The organism is Sphingomonas glacialis (assembly GCF_014653575.1).
Lineage (GTDB): Bacteria > Pseudomonadota > Alphaproteobacteria > Sphingomonadales > Sphingomonadaceae > Sphingomonas > Sphingomonas glacialis.
This window is the reverse complement of record NZ_BNAQ01000001.1, coordinates 1091799-1106747: the sequence shown is the minus strand read 5'-3', so window position 1 is coordinate 1106747 and position 14949 is coordinate 1091799. Positions and strand designations below refer to the sequence as shown.

The window sequence follows — 14949 nt, the reverse complement described above, 5'->3', positions numbered from 1 at the left end:
TTATCCGCGCCGCCCGGCGAGCACCGCGGCATCGCTTGCCAGCCGATCGGCGCGCTCATTGTCGGGGTGGCCGGCATGGCCCTTGACCCACACCCAGTCGATCCGGTGCGGCTTGGCGGCGTCGAGCAGCGCCTGCCACAGTTCGGCATTCTTGACGGGCTGCTTCGCGGCGGTCTTCCAGCCGTTCTTCTGCCAGCCCTTGATCCACTTGGTCAGCCCATCCATCACGTAGCGGCTGTCGGTCGACAGCGTGACGCGGCACGGGCGCTTGAGCGCGTTGAGCCCCTCGATCGCCGCCATCAGCTCCATGCGGTTGTTGGTGCTGGGATTTTCACCGCCCGACAGTTCCTTTTCGGTCGCGCCCGAACGAATCAGCGCACCCCAGCCGCCGGGGCCGGGATTGCCCTTGCACGCGCCATCGGTGGCGATTTCGACGCGGGTCATTTCGGCGGCAGTATCGGTCATGGGAAGAGGTCGTCCGTTCCATAGGTCTGGAAGCGCCGCAGATAGGCCAGCGGATCCTTGCGTGTCACCAGCGCATCGGCCGGGGTGTTGAGCCAATCCCACGCGCGCGACAGGAAGAAGCGCAGGCACGCGCCCTTGGCGAGCGTGCTGAGTTGGCCGCGTTCGGCATCCGACAGGCCAAAGCTCGCATCATAGCCGTCGATCAGCGCCGCGCCGACCGCGCGATCGACCGAGCGGCCCTCGGCATCGAACGACCAGGCGCTGTGTAGGATCGCGACGTCGAACGCGCGGATGTCGGTGCAGGCGAAATAGAAATCGATCAGCCCGCTGACCTGATCGCCGCGCATCAGCACGTTGTCGGGGAACAGGTCGGCGTGGATCGTCGCGGTCGGCAAGTCGCTCGGCCAGTCGCGCAGCACCGTGTCGAGCATCGCACTTGCCTCGGCGTGGAGCCCCGGCGCGATCGAATCGAGATCCGCGCCGCAGTGTTCGAGCAGCGGCTGCCACGTTGCGACGCCCATCGAATTGGGGCGCTCGCGCGTGAAATCGGCGAGCGCGGCGTGCATCCGGCCCATCGCCTGCCCGGCGGCAAACGCTTGCGCCGGGGTCGGGTGCGTCACCGATACGCCCGGCAGGAACTGGATCAGACAGGCAGGGCGCCCCTCCAGCATCTGAATCGCGGTGCCGTCGCGGTCCTTGATCGCAGGTGGTACCGGATTGCCGCTTGCGGCGAGATGATCGAGCAGATCCATGAAATAGGGCAGGTCGCCGCCTTCGACGCGCTTTTCGTAGAGCGTCAGGATGAAGCGGTCGGTCGTCGTGTCGACGAGATAGTTGGTGTTCTCGACCCCCTCGGCGATGCCCTTGGAGGAGACCAGCTCGCCGACGTCATAGCGCGCGAGGAAGGCGGCCAGCAGTTCGGCCGAGACGGGAGTGTAGACAGCCATCGGTCAGGCAGCGGCGGCGGCGTCGAGTTCGCGCGGCAGCTTGAAGATGATCGTCTCGCGCTTGGTCTCGACCTCTTGCTCGCTGACCGCATAGTGTTGGCCGAGCAGATCGACGAGTTCGCGCACCAGCAGTTCGGGGGCAGACGCACCGGCGGTGATGCCCAAAGTCTTGACGCCATCGAGGAAGCCGAAGTCGAGGTCGGCGGCGCGTTCGATCAGCCGCGCGGGCGTGCCCTCGCGCTCGGCGACTTCGACAAGCCGCACCGAATTGGACGAATTGGGCGCGCCGATCACCAGCACTGCGTCGCACGCATGCGCGATCGCCTTGACCGCAGTCTGGCGATTCGACGTGGCGTAGCAAATGTCCTCGCCGCGCGGCGAGAGCATCGACGGGAAGCGCCGCTGCAAGGTCGCGACCACTGCGGCGGTGTCGTCCATCGACAGCGTCGTCTGCGTCAGGAAGGCGAGGCTGTCGGGGTCGGCGGGGGCATAGGCCTCGGCATCGGCGACAGTCTCGATCAGCGACATCGATCCTTCGGGCACTTGGCCGAAGGTGCCGATGACTTCGGGATGCCCGGCATGGCCGATGAACACGATGTGCCGCCCCGCCTCGACCAGCCGCTCGGCCTGGCGATGCACGCGCGAGACGAGCGGGCACGTCGCATCGAGGAAGATCATGCCGCGTTCGGTCGCCTTGTCGGGGACCGCCTTGGGAACGCCGTGCGCCGAGAAAACGACGGGTACGCCCTCGGGCACTTCGTCCAATTCCTCGACGAACACCGCACCCTTGCCGCGCAGCATGTCGACGACGAAACGGTTGTGGACGATTTCGTGGCGGACATAGACCGGCGCGCCGTATTTCTCGATCGTCAGCTCGACGATCTGAATCGCTCGGTCGACCCCGGCACAAAAGCCTCGCGGGGCGGCGATGATCAAATCGAGTCTAGGCTTGGAAGCGGGCACCATCAGGCATGGAGCCTACGCGATTGCTTGCGCGGGCGGAAGGCGGTTCCTATGGTGAAGCGCCCTCTGTGCCGAGAATTCTCATCGGCCAGCGGATTCCTTTTGCATGAATAAGGTGCGTGCCCCCGTGACACTCCGGAAATCGACCATCGCCGCTCCAGTGTTCCTGCTGTCGGCGCTTTCGCTGCTCGCGGGGTGCAAAACGACGGGCGACTTCGACGAAACCGGCGGCATCACCGCGATCCGCAGCGCGTGCCCGAGCGTCGCTGTCCCAGCGCATACCGGCGACATCACGCTGTTCGACCCCGTCACCAGCCGCGATTCGAGCGCGATCGACGTGACTGCCGTGCTGACCAATGTGCGTTCGACGTGCGACGATACCGGCGCCGACGTGGTGACCACCGTCACCTTCTCGGTCGAGGGGCGACGCGTCCGTACCGAGGCGGCGCGCGACGTGACGCTGCCGTATTTCGTGACCGTGGTGCAGGGCGGCAACGCCGTCGTTGCCAAGCGCATCGGCCGTTCGGTGCTGCATTTCGACGCGGGCCAGGCGCGCGCCGTCGTCCAGGGGACGGGCACTGCGACGGTATCGCGCGCTGCGGCGACCCTCCCGGACGACGTCCGCAAGAAGCTGACCGAGAAGCGCAAGGCCGGCGGCGACGATGCTGCGGTCGATCCGCTGAGCCGCCCCGAAGTCCGCCAAGCGGTGCTCCGCGCGACCTTCGAGGCGCTGGTCGGATTCCAGCTGACCGACGATCAGCTGAAATATAACGCGACGCGGTGATCTGGCGCGTTGACTCGCTTGCTGCAGCGCGTCAAACCGAATTGGTCGATGCAGGGCAACTTGGATAGGCACGCGCGGGAGAGTGTTCGGGGGTCCGCAAGGATCAGCCGGGCCGCCGAAGGAGCAACCGCCCCGGAATCTCTCAGGCAACCGGACCGCGCGGGCTAACGACACTCTGGAAAGCGCTTCCGCCGCGTTGGTGGGGCCACCGAAGGGGTAAGCCTGCAATACGCAGGTCAAAGCTCTCAGGTATCCGTGACAGAGGGGGCGGTGTGGGTATCGGCGCAATCGCGTCGAGCCGCGCCGTAGTCCCAGCACGGAAGGCCCGACATGAGCGACACCGAGATTCCCGACGAGATCGCGACGCAGACGCTGCCGCTCGACGCATGGCACCGCGCGCAGGGCGGGCGGATGGTCGAATTCGCCGGCTATCACATGCCCGTCCAGTATGAAGGCATCATGGCCGAGCATCTGTGGGTGCGCGAATCGGCCGGGCTGTTCGACGTCAGCCATATGGGCCAACTCGTCTTCCGTGCAGAAGGTGGCGCCGATGTCGTCGCCGCGCTCGAAGCACTGCTCCCGGCCGATATTGCCGGGCTTGCCGAGAACAAGCAGCGCTACTCGCTGCTGCTCGCCGAGAATGGCGGCATTCTCGACGATCTGATGGTCACGCATCTGCCGCGCGAGAACCCGTTCGCCGCGGATGACGAAGCGGCCGAACCCGCCGAGCCCGCAGGCTGGTCGCCGCTCGACGCGTCGCCGACCGATCCCGACGCGCCGACCTTCTACATGGTCGTCAACGGCGCGACCAAGATCGACGATATCGCGCATCTGCTCGAATTCCTGCCCGATGGCATCGCGATCAACCATCTCGAGGAGCAGGCCTTGCTCGCGCTGCAGGGGCCCAAGGCGGCCGATGCGCTCGCGCGGCTGGTGCCGGGCGTCGAGGCGATGGTGTTCATGACCGCCGGCGCGTTCGACTGGAACGGCGTGCCGCTGTGGATCAGCCGCTCGGGCTATACCGGCGAGGACGGCTTCGAGATTTCGGTGCCGGGCGAGCATGTCGTCGCGCTTGCCGATGCGCTGATCGCCGAGCCCGAGGTCAAGCCGATCGGCCTTGGCGCACGTGATTCGCTGCGGCTCGAGGCAGGGCTGCCGCTTTACGGTCACGATCTCGATCCCGAGACGACGCCGGTCCAGGCCGATCTCGGCTTCGCGCTGTCGAAGCGTCGCCGCGAGGCGGGCGATTTCATGGGTGCCGAACCGATCCTCGCCGAGCGCGCCGCCGGTGCAACGACCAAGCGCGTCGGCCTGCTGATTGCCGGCCGCCAGCCGGTGCGCGAGGGCGCGACCGTCGTCGATGCCAGCGGCGCCGACATCGGCCGCGTCACCAGCGGCGGCTTCGCGCCGAGCGTCGGTGCGGCGATCGCGATGGCCTATGTTCCGGCCGAGCTCGCGACGCCAGGCACCACCGTTTCGCTGTCGCAGCGCGGGAAGGTCCACACCGCGACCGTCACCGCAATGCCCTTCATTCCCCACCGCTACGTTCGTGCAGGAGGCAAGTGATATGAGCCGTTATTTCACCGAAGACCATGAATGGGTCGATGTCGACGGCGATGTCGGCACCGTCGGTATCTCCGAATATGCGCAGAGCCAGCTCGGCGACATCGTGTTCGTCGACGTTCCCGAAGAGGGCAAGGCACTGACCAAGGGCGACGAAGCCGCCGTGGTCGAATCGGTCAAGGCCGCATCTGACGTCTATTCGCCGGTGTCGGGCACCGTGATCGAGGGCAATCCTGCGCTCACCGAGACGCCGGGCCTCGTCAACGAGGAGCCCGAGAGCGACGGCTGGTTCTTCAAGCTGACGCTGTCCGATCCGGACGAGCTGAGCGGCTTGATGGACGAGATCGCCTACGCGGCGTTCGTCGAGAAGCTTTAAGATGCGTCGCCCCGGCGAAGGCCGGGGCCGCTGGGTTGTCTTGCCCGGCGCGTAATCCAAACCTAGCGGCCCCGGCCTTCGCCGGGGCGACGGGAATTCTGATGCGCTACCTGCCCCTGACCCAAATCGATCGCGACGCGATGCTCGGCGTGATCGGCGTCGCGACGATCGACGATCTGTTCGTCGACGTGCCCGAAGCCGCTCGCCTCGAGGGCCCGATCCCCGGCCTGCCGATGCATGCGAGCGAGATGGCGGTCGAACGCCACATGACCGCGCTGTCGCGGAAAAACCTCACCGCGGGGGAGGTGCCCTTCTTCCTCGGCTGCGGCGCGTACAAGCATCATGTGCCCGCTTCGGTCGATCACCTGATCCAGCGCGGCGAGTTCCTCACCGCCTACACGCCGTACCAGCCCGAGATCGCGCAGGGCACGCTGCAGATGCTGTTCGAGTTCCAGACGCAGGTCGCGCGGCTGCTTGGCACCGATGTCGCCAACGCCTCGATGTACGACGGCTCTACCGCCTGCTGGGAGGCGATCGGCATGGCGCGGCGCATCACCAAGCGCGGCAAGGCGCTGCTCTCGTCGGGGCTCCACCCGCATTATGTCTCGGTCGCCAAGACGATGGCCAAGTTCACCGGCGATGCGCTTGAGACTTCGGCGCCGACGCTCGGGGCGGACACCGATATCGATGCGCTGATCGCGGCGATCGACACCGATACGTCGTGCGTCGTGGTGCAATATCCCGACATTCTCGGCCGCATCGCCGATCTGAAGCCGCTCGCCGATGCGTGCCATGCCAACAAGGCACTGCTGATCGCCGTCGTGACCGAGCCGGTCGCTTTGGGCGCGATCAAGGCCCCGGGTGAGATGGATGCCGATATCGTGGTGGGCGAGGGGCAGTCGCTCGGCGTCGGCCTGCAGTTCGGTGGGCCTTACGTTGGCCTGTTCGGCTGCAAGGAAAAGTACGTGCGCCAGATGCCGGGCCGGCTGTGCGGCGAGACGCTCGATGCCGACGGGCGCCGCGGCTTCGTGCTGACACTCAGCACGCGCGAGCAGCATATCCGCCGCGAGAAGGCGACGTCGAACATTTGCACCAATAGCGGGCTGTGCGCGCTGGCGTTCTCGATCCACATGACCTTGCTCGGCGAGGCAGGCCTGCGCCAGCTCGCGGCGATCAACCATGCGGGCGCTGTGGCGGCGGCCGAGCGGCTGTCGCAAGTGCCGGGCGTCGAGCTGGTGACGACGCACTTCTTCAACGAATTCACGCTGAAACTGTCCAAGGAAGCACGCCCGATCGTGCGCACGCTCGCCGATCGCGGGATCCTTGCGGGCGTGTCGCTCGGGCGGCTCTATCCGGGCGAGGATTCGCTGGCGAACGGTCTCGTCGTCGCCGTTACCGAGACGACCACCGCGGAGGACGTCGAAATCCTTGCCGCTGCGCTTCAGGAGGTACTGGCATGAGCATCAACGCAAGCGGATGGCGCCCCGAAGCGCCGATCTCGGGCGGTAAGGCTGCGCCCACGACCACCGGCAACAAGGCGCTGATGCTGGAGGAAGCGCTGATCTTCGAGATCGGCGATACGACGACCACAGGCGTCGACCTTGTCGAACCCATCGCCGCCACCTCGCGGCTGGGCGACCTCGCCCGTACCGCGCCGATCGGCCTTCCTGGTTTGTCCGAGCCCGAGACCGTCCGCCACTACACGCGCCTGTCGCGCCAGAATTACGGGATCGACCTCGGCTTCTTCCCGCTCGGCTCGTGCACGATGAAGCACAATCCGCGCCTCAACGAGAAGATGGCGCGGCTCCCTGGTTTCGCCGACATCCACCCGCTCGCGCCGGTGCAGAGCGTGCAGGGCGCGCTCGAGGTGATCCAGCAGCTCGCGCACTGGCTCGTCACGCTCACCGGCATGGACTCGGTCGCGATGAGCCCCAAGGCGGGCGCGCATGGCGAATTGTGCGGCGTGCTCGCGATCCGCGCCGCGCTCGAGGCGCGCGGGGAGGGGCATCGCAAGATCATCCTCGTCCCCGAGAGCGCGCACGGCACCAACCCGGCGACCGCGGCGTTCGCGGGCTATAGCGTCGAGGACATCCCCGCGACCGCCGACGGCCGCGTCGATACCGAGAAGCTGATCGCGCGACTCGGCCCCGACGTGGCGGGCGTGATGATTACCAACCCCAACACTTGCGGCCTGTTCGAGCGCGACATGCGCGTGATCTCGGACGCGGTGCATGCGGCGGGCGGTCTGGTCTATTGCGACGGCGCCAACTTCAATGCGATCGTCGGGCGCGTGCGTCCGGGCGATCTCGGCATCGATGCGATGCACATCAACCTGCACAAGACCTTCTCGACTCCGCATGGCGGCGGCGGGCCCGGCTCGGGGCCGGTGGTGTTCTCGAAGGCGCTCAGCCCCTTCGCGCCGCTGCCGTTCGTCGAGAAGACCGACGATGGCTTCCACCTCGTCGAGGAGGAAACTGCGGGCGAGCATCATGCCGGCGCATTCGGCCGGATGGTCGCGTTCCATGGGCAGATGGGGATGTTCACGCGCGCGCTGACCTACATCCTCAGCCACGGTGCCGATGGGCTGCGGCAGGTGTCGGAAGATGCGGTGCTCAACGCGAACTATATCCTGCGCAGCCTCGACGAGACGCTCGAGGCGCCGTTCGGTGGTGCGGGGCCGTGCATGCACGAGGCCTTGTTCTCGGATAATGGCCTTGCCGACGGCTTCTCGACGATAGACGTCGCCAAAGGGCTGATCGACGAGGGCTTCCACCCGATGACGATGTATTTCCCGCTCGTCGTCCACGGCGCGATGCTGATCGAGCCGACCGAGACCGAATCGAAGGCCGCGCTCGACCAGTTCATCGTGGCGCTCCGCTCGGTCGCCGAGCGGGCGAAGGCGGGTGACGTCAGCCTCAAGTCCGCGCCGCATTTCGCGCCGCGCAGCCGGCTCGACGAAACGCTGGCGGCGCGCAAGCCGATACTGGTATGGAAGGACCCGGGACTCGCGCAAGCCGCGGAATAACGGGGGGAATATATGCAGATGCATCAGGTTCAGGCCAGCTGGCAGCAATATGCCATCATGGCCGTGGTCTTCGTCATCGTCTTTGCGATCCGCGGACGGAGCCTGATGCGCGTGCGGCCGCTCAAGATCGAGCAATTATGGATCGTGCCGGCGGTCTATGCGCTGGTCGTGGCCTATCTGTTCGTCCGCTTCCCGCCGAGCGCGCTCGGTTGGGCCGTCTCGGCGCTCGGTCTGGTGGTCGGCGGGGCGATCGGCTGGCAGCGCGGCAAGACGATGCGGATCCATCTCGATCCAGCAACCGGGCTGCTGATGCAGAAGGGCTCGATCTGGGCGCTGGCGATCATCGTCGTGCTGATCGCGGTCAAGACCGTCGCGCAGGCCGAGGGCAGCGCGCTCCATTTCGACGTCAGCGTGCTGGTCGACGGGCTGGCGGCGCTGTCGCTCGGCATCTTCGCGGTGCAGCGGCTGGAGATGTACCTGCGCGCCAAACGCCTGCTCGAAGGCGCCCCCGCTTGAGCGAGCCGTGGATCCCGGCCGAGGCGGGCGTCGAAGCGCGGCGCCATGCGCCGGCAACCTTGCGCAACCGGATGACGATTGCGGACACGCTGCGCGGCGTGTTGCCGTTGTCGGGGAGCGTACTCGAGGTTGCCAGCGGATCGGGCGAGCATGCCGCCTATTTTGCGGGGGAGTTTCCCGCGCTCGACTGGCAGCCGAGCGATCCGGATGCGGATGCGCGCGTGTCGATCGCGGCGTGGTGCGAGGGGATCGAGAACGTCCTTCCGCCGCTCGAGATCGATGCGGCTGCCGCTATCTGGCCGGTCGATGGCGCCGATGCGGTGCTGTGCATCAACATGGTGCATATCAGCCCGTGGGAAGCGACGCTCGGGCTGATGGCGGGCGCGGCACGGCTGCTTCCGGCAGGAGCGCCGCTGATCCTGTATGGCCCGTTTCTCCAGTATGACGTGCCGACGGCGGAGAGCAATCTGGCGTTCGACGAGTCGCTCCGCGCGCGTGATCCGCGGTGGGGGATTCGCTCGGTCGATGCGGTACGCGAGGCCGCTGCGGGGTTCGTGCTCGAGCAGACGATAGCGATGCCCGCGAACAATCTGCTGCTGGTGTTTCGGCGCGTTGGTTAGCTAAGGCGCCCGTCCGGTCGCCCCGAGCGTGCGGAAAGCCTGCGCTCGACTCCCGCGCGCTCGCGCGGGGAGGGCAGGGCTTCGACAGGCTCAGCCCGAACGGAGGTGGGGCAAGCCGCTCGATGTCGCCATCGCCCCGCGCGCCCGGGGGTGACGCCGCCGCTTCTCCGCGCTATCCGCGCCAGCATGATCAAGCACGCACTCCCCGTCACCCGCGAGGCCGATTTTTCGGCCTGGTACCAGTCCGTCATCGCGGAGGCCGATCTCGCCGAGGAATCGGGCGTACGCGGCTGCATGGTCATCCGGCCGTGGGGCTATGGCATCTGGGAGCGCATCCAGCGCTTGCTCGATGACCGGATCAAGGCGACCGGTCACGAGAATTGCTATTTCCCGCTGTTCATCCCGCTCTCCTATTTCGAGAAGGAAGCCGATCACGTCGAGGGCTTCGCCAAGGAAATGGCGGTCGTCACGCATCACCGGCTGGTGAGCGACGGCAAGGGCGGGTTGATGCCCGACCCGACCGCGAAGCTCGAGGAACCGCTCGTCGTGCGCCCGACCTCGGAGACGGTGATCGGCGCAGCGTTCGCGCGCTGGGTCCAGTCGTGGCGCGACTTGCCGGTGCTGATTAACCAATGGGCCAATGTGGTGCGCTGGGAAATGCGCACGCGGATGTTCCTGCGCACCAGCGAGTTCCTTTGGCAGGAGGGACACACCGCGCACGCGACGGCTGAAGAGGCGCGCGAAGAGACGCTCAAGATGCTCGAAGTCTATCGCTCGTTCGCCGAGGATTGCCTCGCGCTGCCGGTGGTTGCGGGCGAAAAGCCCGAGAATGAGCGCTTCCCCGGCGCGGTGTCGACCTACAGCATCGAGGCGATGATGCAGGACGGCAAGGCGCTCCAGGCGGGTACTTCGCACTTCCTCGGCACCAATTTCGCGCAAGCGCAGGACATCAAGTTCCAGAATTCGGAAGGCGTGTTCGAGCTCGCCAACACGACGAGCTGGGGCGTGTCGACGCGGATGATCGGCGGCGTGATCATGGTCCACGGCGATGACGACGGTCTGCGCGTGCCGCCGCGGATCGCGCCGTGGCAGGTGGTGATCGTGCCGATGCTCCGCGAAAGCCCTGAGGATGCGGCGCTTATCGAGTACTGCAAGGCGCTCCAGGCCGAGCTTGCGCAGCAATCGGCGCTCGGCGAACCGGTGCGCGCGCTGCTCGACCTCAAGTTCGGCAAGGCCGCGACCAAGCGCTGGGGCTGGGTCAAGAAGGGCGCGCCGGTTATCATTGAAGTCGGCGGCCGCGACGTCGCAGGCGGCAACGTCTCCGTGGTCCGCCGAGACGAACTTTATCGCGAGGACGGGAAACTCAATAGCGTCGTTATTAGCCGTGCCGATTATGTAAACGAAGTATCTGCGATGCTGGAAAACATACAAGGCGGGTTGCACAGCGAGGCGCGTGCGCGGCTCGAGGCGAGCATCGTTCCGGGTGCCGATTTCGCAGCGCTCGAGACGCATTTCGCCGAGGGCGTGAAGAACCCGGGCTGGCTCGAAGTGCAATGGTCGAAGCCGACCGGCGCAGCGCTCGACGGTGTCGTCGAGCGGCTCAAGAAGCTCAAGCTCACCATCCGCAACGCGCCGATGGCGCAGGGCGCGATCGACGGCACTTGCGTCTTCACGGGCGAGCCTGCGGTCGAGCGGGTGCTGATCGGGCGGTCGTACTGAGGCTGCGGCGTCGCGAAGGAGTCAAATCCGGTTCCCCGGCGAAGGCCGGGGCCCAGTCGTGATGGCCAACGTCATCACGCGCAACGCCAGCGTTGACCGCCCGCAACTGGGCCCCGGCCTTCGCCGGGGAACCGCATCCTAGCGAGTCTAGAGCTTCTCGAACGAAGCCCCGACATGCGCCGCGCCGCGGGCTTCGGCGAGCTTGACCTGGCGGTGGCGCTCGGCGGCTGAGGCGCGCTTGGTTGCGTCGATCGTCTCGGCGCAGGCCGGGCAGGCGACGCCCTCCTCATAGAGCGACGAAAGGCGGTCCTCAGGGCTGACCGGCATCCGGCAGCCGCGGCACAGTGCGTGCGTTCCCGGTGCGAGGCCATGACCGACCGCGACGCGCTCGTCGAAGACGAAGCATTCGCCCTGCCAGCGGCTCTCGGCCTCTGGCACTTCCTCGAGATATTTCAGGATGCCGCCGTCGAGGTGATACACTTCGTCGAAGCCCTCGGCCTTGAGGAAGGCGGTCGATTTCTCGCAGCGGATGCCGCCGGTGCAGAACATCGCGATCTTCTTGCCCTCGAGCTCGGCGCGGTGCGCGCGCGCCCAGGCGGGGAAATCGCTGAAGCTTGCGGTGTCCGGGTCGATCGCGCCGGCGAAGGTGCCGACTTTCACTTCATACGCGTTGCGCGTGTCGATCACGACCGTGTCGGGCGAGTCGATCAGCGCGTTCCAGTCGGCGGGTTTGACATAGGTGCCGACGCCGCCGAGCGGGTCGATGTCGGGTTCGCCCATCGTCACGATCTCGCGCTTGAGGCGGACCTTGAGGCGGTGGAACGGCATCGTCTCCGCATGGCTGTATTTGGGGGTGAGCTCGGCGCAGTCGGGCAGGGTGCAGATGTGCGCGACAACCGCGGCGATGCCGGCTTCCGCGCCGGCGATCGTGCCGTTGATGCCTTCGTTCGCCAGCAGCAGGGTGCCGCGCACGCCGTTCGCGGCGCAGAGATCGAGCAGCGGCTGGCGGAGCGCCGCCGGATCGGGAAAGCGCGCGAAGCGGTAGAGCGCGGCGACGGTGATGGGGGAGGGGGCAGTCATGGCACGGCCCCTCTAACGCGTTTCAGGCATTAGGTGAACAACACCCATCCGTTCGCCCTAAGCCTGTCGAAGGGCCCTCGCCACAGGCAACGCGGGCCAGGGGAGGGCTGCCCTTCGACAAGCTCAGGGCGAACGGGTGGGGGAAGCAGGCCGGGTTACGCCGCCTTCAACGACTCCATGTCGATGACGAAGCGATACTTCACGTCGCTCTTGATCATCCGGTCATAGGCGGTGTCGATGTTCTGGATATCGATCATCTCGATATCAGCGGTCAGGCCGTGCTTGACGCAGAAATCGAGCATTTCCTGCGTCTCCTGGATCCCGCCGATCAGCGAGCCCGCGATCGAGCGACGCTTGAACACCATCGCGCCGATGCTCGGCGAGGGATGCGGCGTCTCGGGGACGCCGACCAGCGTCATCGTGCCGTCGCGCTTGAGCAGGTTGAGGAACGGGTCGAGATCGTGGCTTGCCGCAACGGTGTTGAGGATGAAGTCGAAGCTGTTGGCATGTTCGCCCATCGCGGCTTCGTCCTTCGACACGATCAGGTCGGTCGCGCCCAGCCGCTTGGCATCCTCGCGCTTGTTCGGCGAGGTGCTGAAGACATAGACGTCGGCGCCCATCGCCTTGGCGATCTTGACGCCCATGTGACCGAGCCCGCCGAGACCGACGATGCCGACCTTCTGGCCCGGACCGACCTTCCAGTGATGCAGCGGCGAGTACGTCGTGATGCCAGCGCACAGCAGCGGGGCGACGGCCGCGAGATCGGCCTCGTCATGCCCGACCTTGAGCACGAAATCCTGCTTCACGACGATATGGTCGGAATAGCCGCCGAAGGTGTAGCCGCCCGAGCGCGTGTCCGGCGCGTCGTAGGTGCCGACGAAACCCGTGGTCTCGCAATATTGCTCTTCGCCGTCGGTGCACGACGGGCAATAGCCGCAGCTGTCGACCATGCAGCCGACGCCGGCGAGATCGCCGACCGCGAACTTGGTGACGTCGCTGCCGACGGCCGAGACGCGGCCGACGATCTCATGCCCGGGAACGCACGGATAATTGACCGAGCCCCACTCGCCGCGCGCGGTGTGGAGGTCGGAATGGCAGACCCCGCAGAACAGGATGTCGATCGCGACGTCGTCGGCGAGCAGGTCGCGCCGCTCGAACGAGAAGGGCGCGAAGGGCGCGTCGGCGGATGGCGCCGCGAACGCGTGGGCGGTGGTGGTCATGGGGGAGTCCTCGGATTTGGAAACGGAATGTCGAGGCCCTCAAGATCGGGTTGTGTACCGCTCGTTACAAGGCGCCTTGCTGCACTGCGGCAGAAAAGAGCCGATCCCAATGCTCGGCAAAACGCGCCTGCGCGGCATCGGACAAGTGAAGCCCGAGCTTGCTGCGACGTTTGAGCACATCGTCGGGAGTGCGCGCCCATTCGCGGTCGTGGAGCCAGCGCGCCTCGACTTCGGTCAGGCCACCGCCGAGGTCCGGCCCGAGCTCGTCGGCGCTCGTCACGTCGGCCAGCAGCTCGGCCAGCATCGCGCCGTAGGCGTGCGCCATCCGCTCGGCGCGGGCATCGCCGAGGAACGGCCAGGTCGCGCGGACGCTCGCAAGAAAGGTGTCGAAATCGGCGATCGCGCCGCCGGGGAAAACGCGCGCACGGGTCACCGGGTGCGCGGTGAAGCCCATCGGCGTTGCGAGCTTCTCCATCGCTTCCTCGGCGAGATGGCGCGCGGTGGTGATCTTGCCGCCGAAGATCGAGAGCAGGGGCGGGCCATTGGTGTCGAGCTCGAGCACATAGTCGCGCGTCACCGCCTTCGCCTCGCTCGCGCCGTCGTCGTAGAGCGGGCGCACGCCCGACCAGGTCGAGGTGACGTCGGCGGGGGTGATCTGCTTGCTGAAGTGGAGGTTCACCGCGTCGCAGAGATAGGCGATCTCGGCATCGTCGATCTTGGCGTCCTCGGGCGCATCGACCGGGATGTCGGTCGTGCCGATCTCGGTGAACTCGCCCTGATAGGGGATGGCGAAGACGATGCGGCGGTCGGGCTGCTGGAGGATGTACGAATGCGTCCCCTCGAACAGCTTGGGGACGACGATATGGCTGCCCTTGACGAGTCGCACGCCCGACGCGGCGTTGACGCCGAGCTTGCCGAGCATTTGGTGGACCCACGGGCCTGCCGCGTTGACCATCGCGCGGGCGCTTACCGTACTGCCATCGGAGAGCGCGGCCTGCCACAGCCCATCCTCGCGCCGTGCCGACTCGACTGCGGTGCCGACTCGCACGTCGGCGCCGTTGGCGGCGGCATCGATCGCGTTGAGCACGGTCAGCCGCGCATCGTCGACGAACGCGTCCGAATAGACGAACCCTGTTGCAGCCCCCTTGAGCGGCGCGAGATAGGCGGTGTCGGTCTTGCGCAGCCCGCGCGAGCGCGCCAGCGTCATCTTGCCGCCGAGGAAATCGTAGAGGTAGAGCCCGAGCCGCACCATCCACCATGGCCGCACCGCATTGGTCTGCGGCAGCACGAAGCGCATCGGGTGGATGATGTGCGGTGCCGCCTTCACCAGCCGCTCGCGTTCGCGCAGCGCCTCGGCGACGAGCTTGAACTCGTAATATTCGAGATAGCGCAGGCCACCATGGATCAGCTTGGTCGAGGCCGACGAGGTATGCGCGGCAAGATCGTCGCGCTCGACCAGCAGCACGCTGAGCCCTAAGAGGGATGCTTCGCGCGCGATCGCGCAGCCGTTGATCCCGCCGCCGACGATGAGCAGGTCATAGGGTGATGGTGTCATGCGACTGGCCTTACCAGCATGATCGGCCCATCGGAAGCGCCGAAGATTGCAGCCGTGCGCGGTTGACCCAAACCGAGTCGCATTGTATGCGCAGCCCCGCTCGACCGGAGTTTTGC

Annotated in this window: 14 protein-coding genes and 1 riboswitch; of the genes, 8 read left to right on the top strand and 6 right to left on the bottom strand. The window is 66.6% G+C overall.

What is annotated here, in order from left to right; translation table 11 throughout:
• The 3 genes from rnhA to ispH are packed head-to-tail and all read right to left on the bottom strand — an operon-like array spanning window position 1 to window position 2378.
• A complete protein-coding gene (rnhA, locus tag IE187_RS05280; RefSeq protein ID WP_133189665.1) occupies window positions 1–465 on the bottom strand; it encodes a ribonuclease HI in 465 nt (154 codons plus the stop codon).
• On the bottom strand, window positions 462–1412 hold the full coding sequence (gene thrB, locus IE187_RS05275; protein WP_189675340.1) for a homoserine kinase: 951 nt from the start codon (window positions 1410–1412) through the stop codon (window positions 462–464). The genes rnhA and thrB overlap by 4 nt, the downstream gene beginning before the upstream one ends.
• A gap of 3 nt (window positions 1413–1415) precedes the next feature.
• Window positions 1416–2378, bottom strand: coding sequence for a 4-hydroxy-3-methylbut-2-enyl diphosphate reductase (ispH, locus tag IE187_RS05270; RefSeq protein WP_133189661.1), 963 nt, complete (start codon window positions 2376–2378; stop codon window positions 1416–1418).
• 103 nt (window positions 2379–2481) lie between these two features.
• Between ispH and IE187_RS05265 the strand changes: the two genes are divergently transcribed.
• The 8 genes from IE187_RS05265 to IE187_RS05230 all read left to right on the top strand — a co-directional run bounded on the left by IE187_RS05265 (window position 2482) and on the right by IE187_RS05230 (window position 10978).
• Entirely contained in the window at window positions 2482–3159 is a 678-nt protein-coding gene (locus tag IE187_RS05265; RefSeq protein ID WP_229839234.1) for a hypothetical protein, read from the top strand.
• Window positions 3160–3224: 65 nt separating this feature from the next.
• A riboswitch (glycine riboswitch) is annotated at window positions 3225–3327 on the top strand.
• 162 nt (window positions 3328–3489) lie between these two features.
• Window positions 3490–4725, top strand: a complete 1236-nt coding sequence (gene gcvT, locus IE187_RS05260) for a glycine cleavage system aminomethyltransferase GcvT (RefSeq protein ID WP_189675339.1) — start codon at window positions 3490–3492, stop codon at window positions 4723–4725.
• 1 nt (window position 4726) lies between these two features.
• Entirely contained in the window at window positions 4727–5098 is a 372-nt protein-coding gene (gcvH, locus tag IE187_RS05255) for a glycine cleavage system protein GcvH (protein WP_133189657.1), read from the top strand.
• 101 nt (window positions 5099–5199) lie between these two features.
• The gene (gene gcvPA, locus IE187_RS05250; RefSeq protein ID WP_133189655.1) at window positions 5200–6558 is read left to right on the top strand and encodes an aminomethyl-transferring glycine dehydrogenase subunit GcvPA; all 1359 of its coding nucleotides are present in this window, start codon (window positions 5200–5202) and stop codon (window positions 6556–6558) included.
• Window positions 6555–8123, top strand: coding sequence for an aminomethyl-transferring glycine dehydrogenase subunit GcvPB (gcvPB, locus tag IE187_RS05245; RefSeq protein ID WP_189675338.1), 1569 nt, complete (start codon window positions 6555–6557; stop codon window positions 8121–8123). The genes gcvPA and gcvPB overlap by 4 nt, the downstream gene beginning before the upstream one ends.
• A 12-nt stretch (window positions 8124–8135) precedes the next feature.
• Window positions 8136–8639, top strand: a complete 504-nt coding sequence (locus IE187_RS05240; protein ID WP_133189651.1) for a CcdC protein domain-containing protein — start codon at window positions 8136–8138, stop codon at window positions 8637–8639.
• Window positions 8636–9259 (top strand): DUF938 domain-containing protein, encoded by a 624-nt coding sequence (locus tag IE187_RS05235; protein ID WP_189675337.1) that lies wholly within the window; start codon window positions 8636–8638, stop codon window positions 9257–9259. The genes IE187_RS05240 and IE187_RS05235 overlap by 4 nt, the downstream gene beginning before the upstream one ends.
• A gap of 186 nt (window positions 9260–9445) precedes the next feature.
• Window positions 9446–10978, top strand: a complete 1533-nt coding sequence (locus tag IE187_RS05230; RefSeq protein WP_189675336.1) for an aminoacyl--tRNA ligase-related protein — start codon at window positions 9446–9448, stop codon at window positions 10976–10978.
• Window positions 10979–11125: 147 nt separating this feature from the next.
• On the opposite strand, the gene trhO is transcribed toward IE187_RS05230, so the two are convergent.
• The 3 genes from trhO to glpD form a co-directional block, all read right to left on the bottom strand.
• On the bottom strand, window positions 11126–12058 hold the full coding sequence (trhO, locus tag IE187_RS05225; RefSeq protein ID WP_189675335.1) for an oxygen-dependent tRNA uridine(34) hydroxylase TrhO: 933 nt from the start codon (window positions 12056–12058) through the stop codon (window positions 11126–11128).
• A gap of 155 nt (window positions 12059–12213) precedes the next feature.
• Window positions 12214–13278 carry an NAD(P)-dependent alcohol dehydrogenase gene (locus IE187_RS05220; protein WP_189675334.1) on the bottom strand — a complete coding sequence of 355 codons (1065 nt, stop codon included), beginning with the start codon at window positions 13276–13278 and terminating at the stop codon, window positions 12214–12216.
• Between the two features lie 64 nt (window positions 13279–13342).
• The gene (gene glpD, locus IE187_RS05215; RefSeq protein ID WP_189675333.1) at window positions 13343–14833 is read right to left on the bottom strand and encodes a glycerol-3-phosphate dehydrogenase; all 1491 of its coding nucleotides are present in this window, start codon (window positions 14831–14833) and stop codon (window positions 13343–13345) included.
• Between the last annotated feature and the right edge of the window lie 116 nt (window positions 14834–14949).

What these genes read in the sequence shown, in the direction of transcription:
- ispH (WP_133189661.1), bottom strand. Translation starts at nt 2,378, where the DNA reads ATGGTGCCCGCTTCCAAGCCTAGACTCGATTTGATCATCGCCGCCCCG.
- trhO (WP_189675335.1), bottom strand. Translation starts at nt 12,058, where the DNA reads ATGACTGCCCCCTCCCCCATCACCGTCGCCGCGCTCTACCGCTTCGCG.
- IE187_RS05220 (WP_189675334.1), bottom strand. Translation starts at nt 13,278, where the DNA reads ATGACCACCACCGCCCACGCGTTCGCGGCGCCATCCGCCGACGCGCCC.
- gcvT (WP_189675339.1), top strand. Translation starts at nt 3,490, where the DNA reads ATGAGCGACACCGAGATTCCCGACGAGATCGCGACGCAGACGCTGCCG.
- glpD (WP_189675333.1), bottom strand. Translation starts at nt 14,833, where the DNA reads ATGACACCATCACCCTATGACCTGCTCATCGTCGGCGGCGGGATCAAC.
- IE187_RS05240 (WP_133189651.1), top strand. Translation starts at nt 8,136, where the DNA reads ATGCAGATGCATCAGGTTCAGGCCAGCTGGCAGCAATATGCCATCATG.
- thrB (WP_189675340.1), bottom strand. Translation starts at nt 1,412, where the DNA reads ATGGCTGTCTACACTCCCGTCTCGGCCGAACTGCTGGCCGCCTTCCTC.
- gcvPB (WP_189675338.1), top strand. Translation starts at nt 6,555, where the DNA reads ATGAGCATCAACGCAAGCGGATGGCGCCCCGAAGCGCCGATCTCGGGC.
- rnhA (WP_133189665.1), bottom strand. Translation starts at nt 465, where the DNA reads ATGACCGATACTGCCGCCGAAATGACCCGCGTCGAAATCGCCACCGAT.
- gcvPA (WP_133189655.1), top strand. Translation starts at nt 5,200, where the DNA reads ATGCGCTACCTGCCCCTGACCCAAATCGATCGCGACGCGATGCTCGGC.
- IE187_RS05230 (WP_189675336.1), top strand. Translation starts at nt 9,446, where the DNA reads ATGATCAAGCACGCACTCCCCGTCACCCGCGAGGCCGATTTTTCGGCC.
- IE187_RS05265 (WP_229839234.1), top strand. Translation starts at nt 2,482, where the DNA reads ATGAATAAGGTGCGTGCCCCCGTGACACTCCGGAAATCGACCATCGCC.
- gcvH (WP_133189657.1), top strand. Translation starts at nt 4,727, where the DNA reads ATGAGCCGTTATTTCACCGAAGACCATGAATGGGTCGATGTCGACGGC.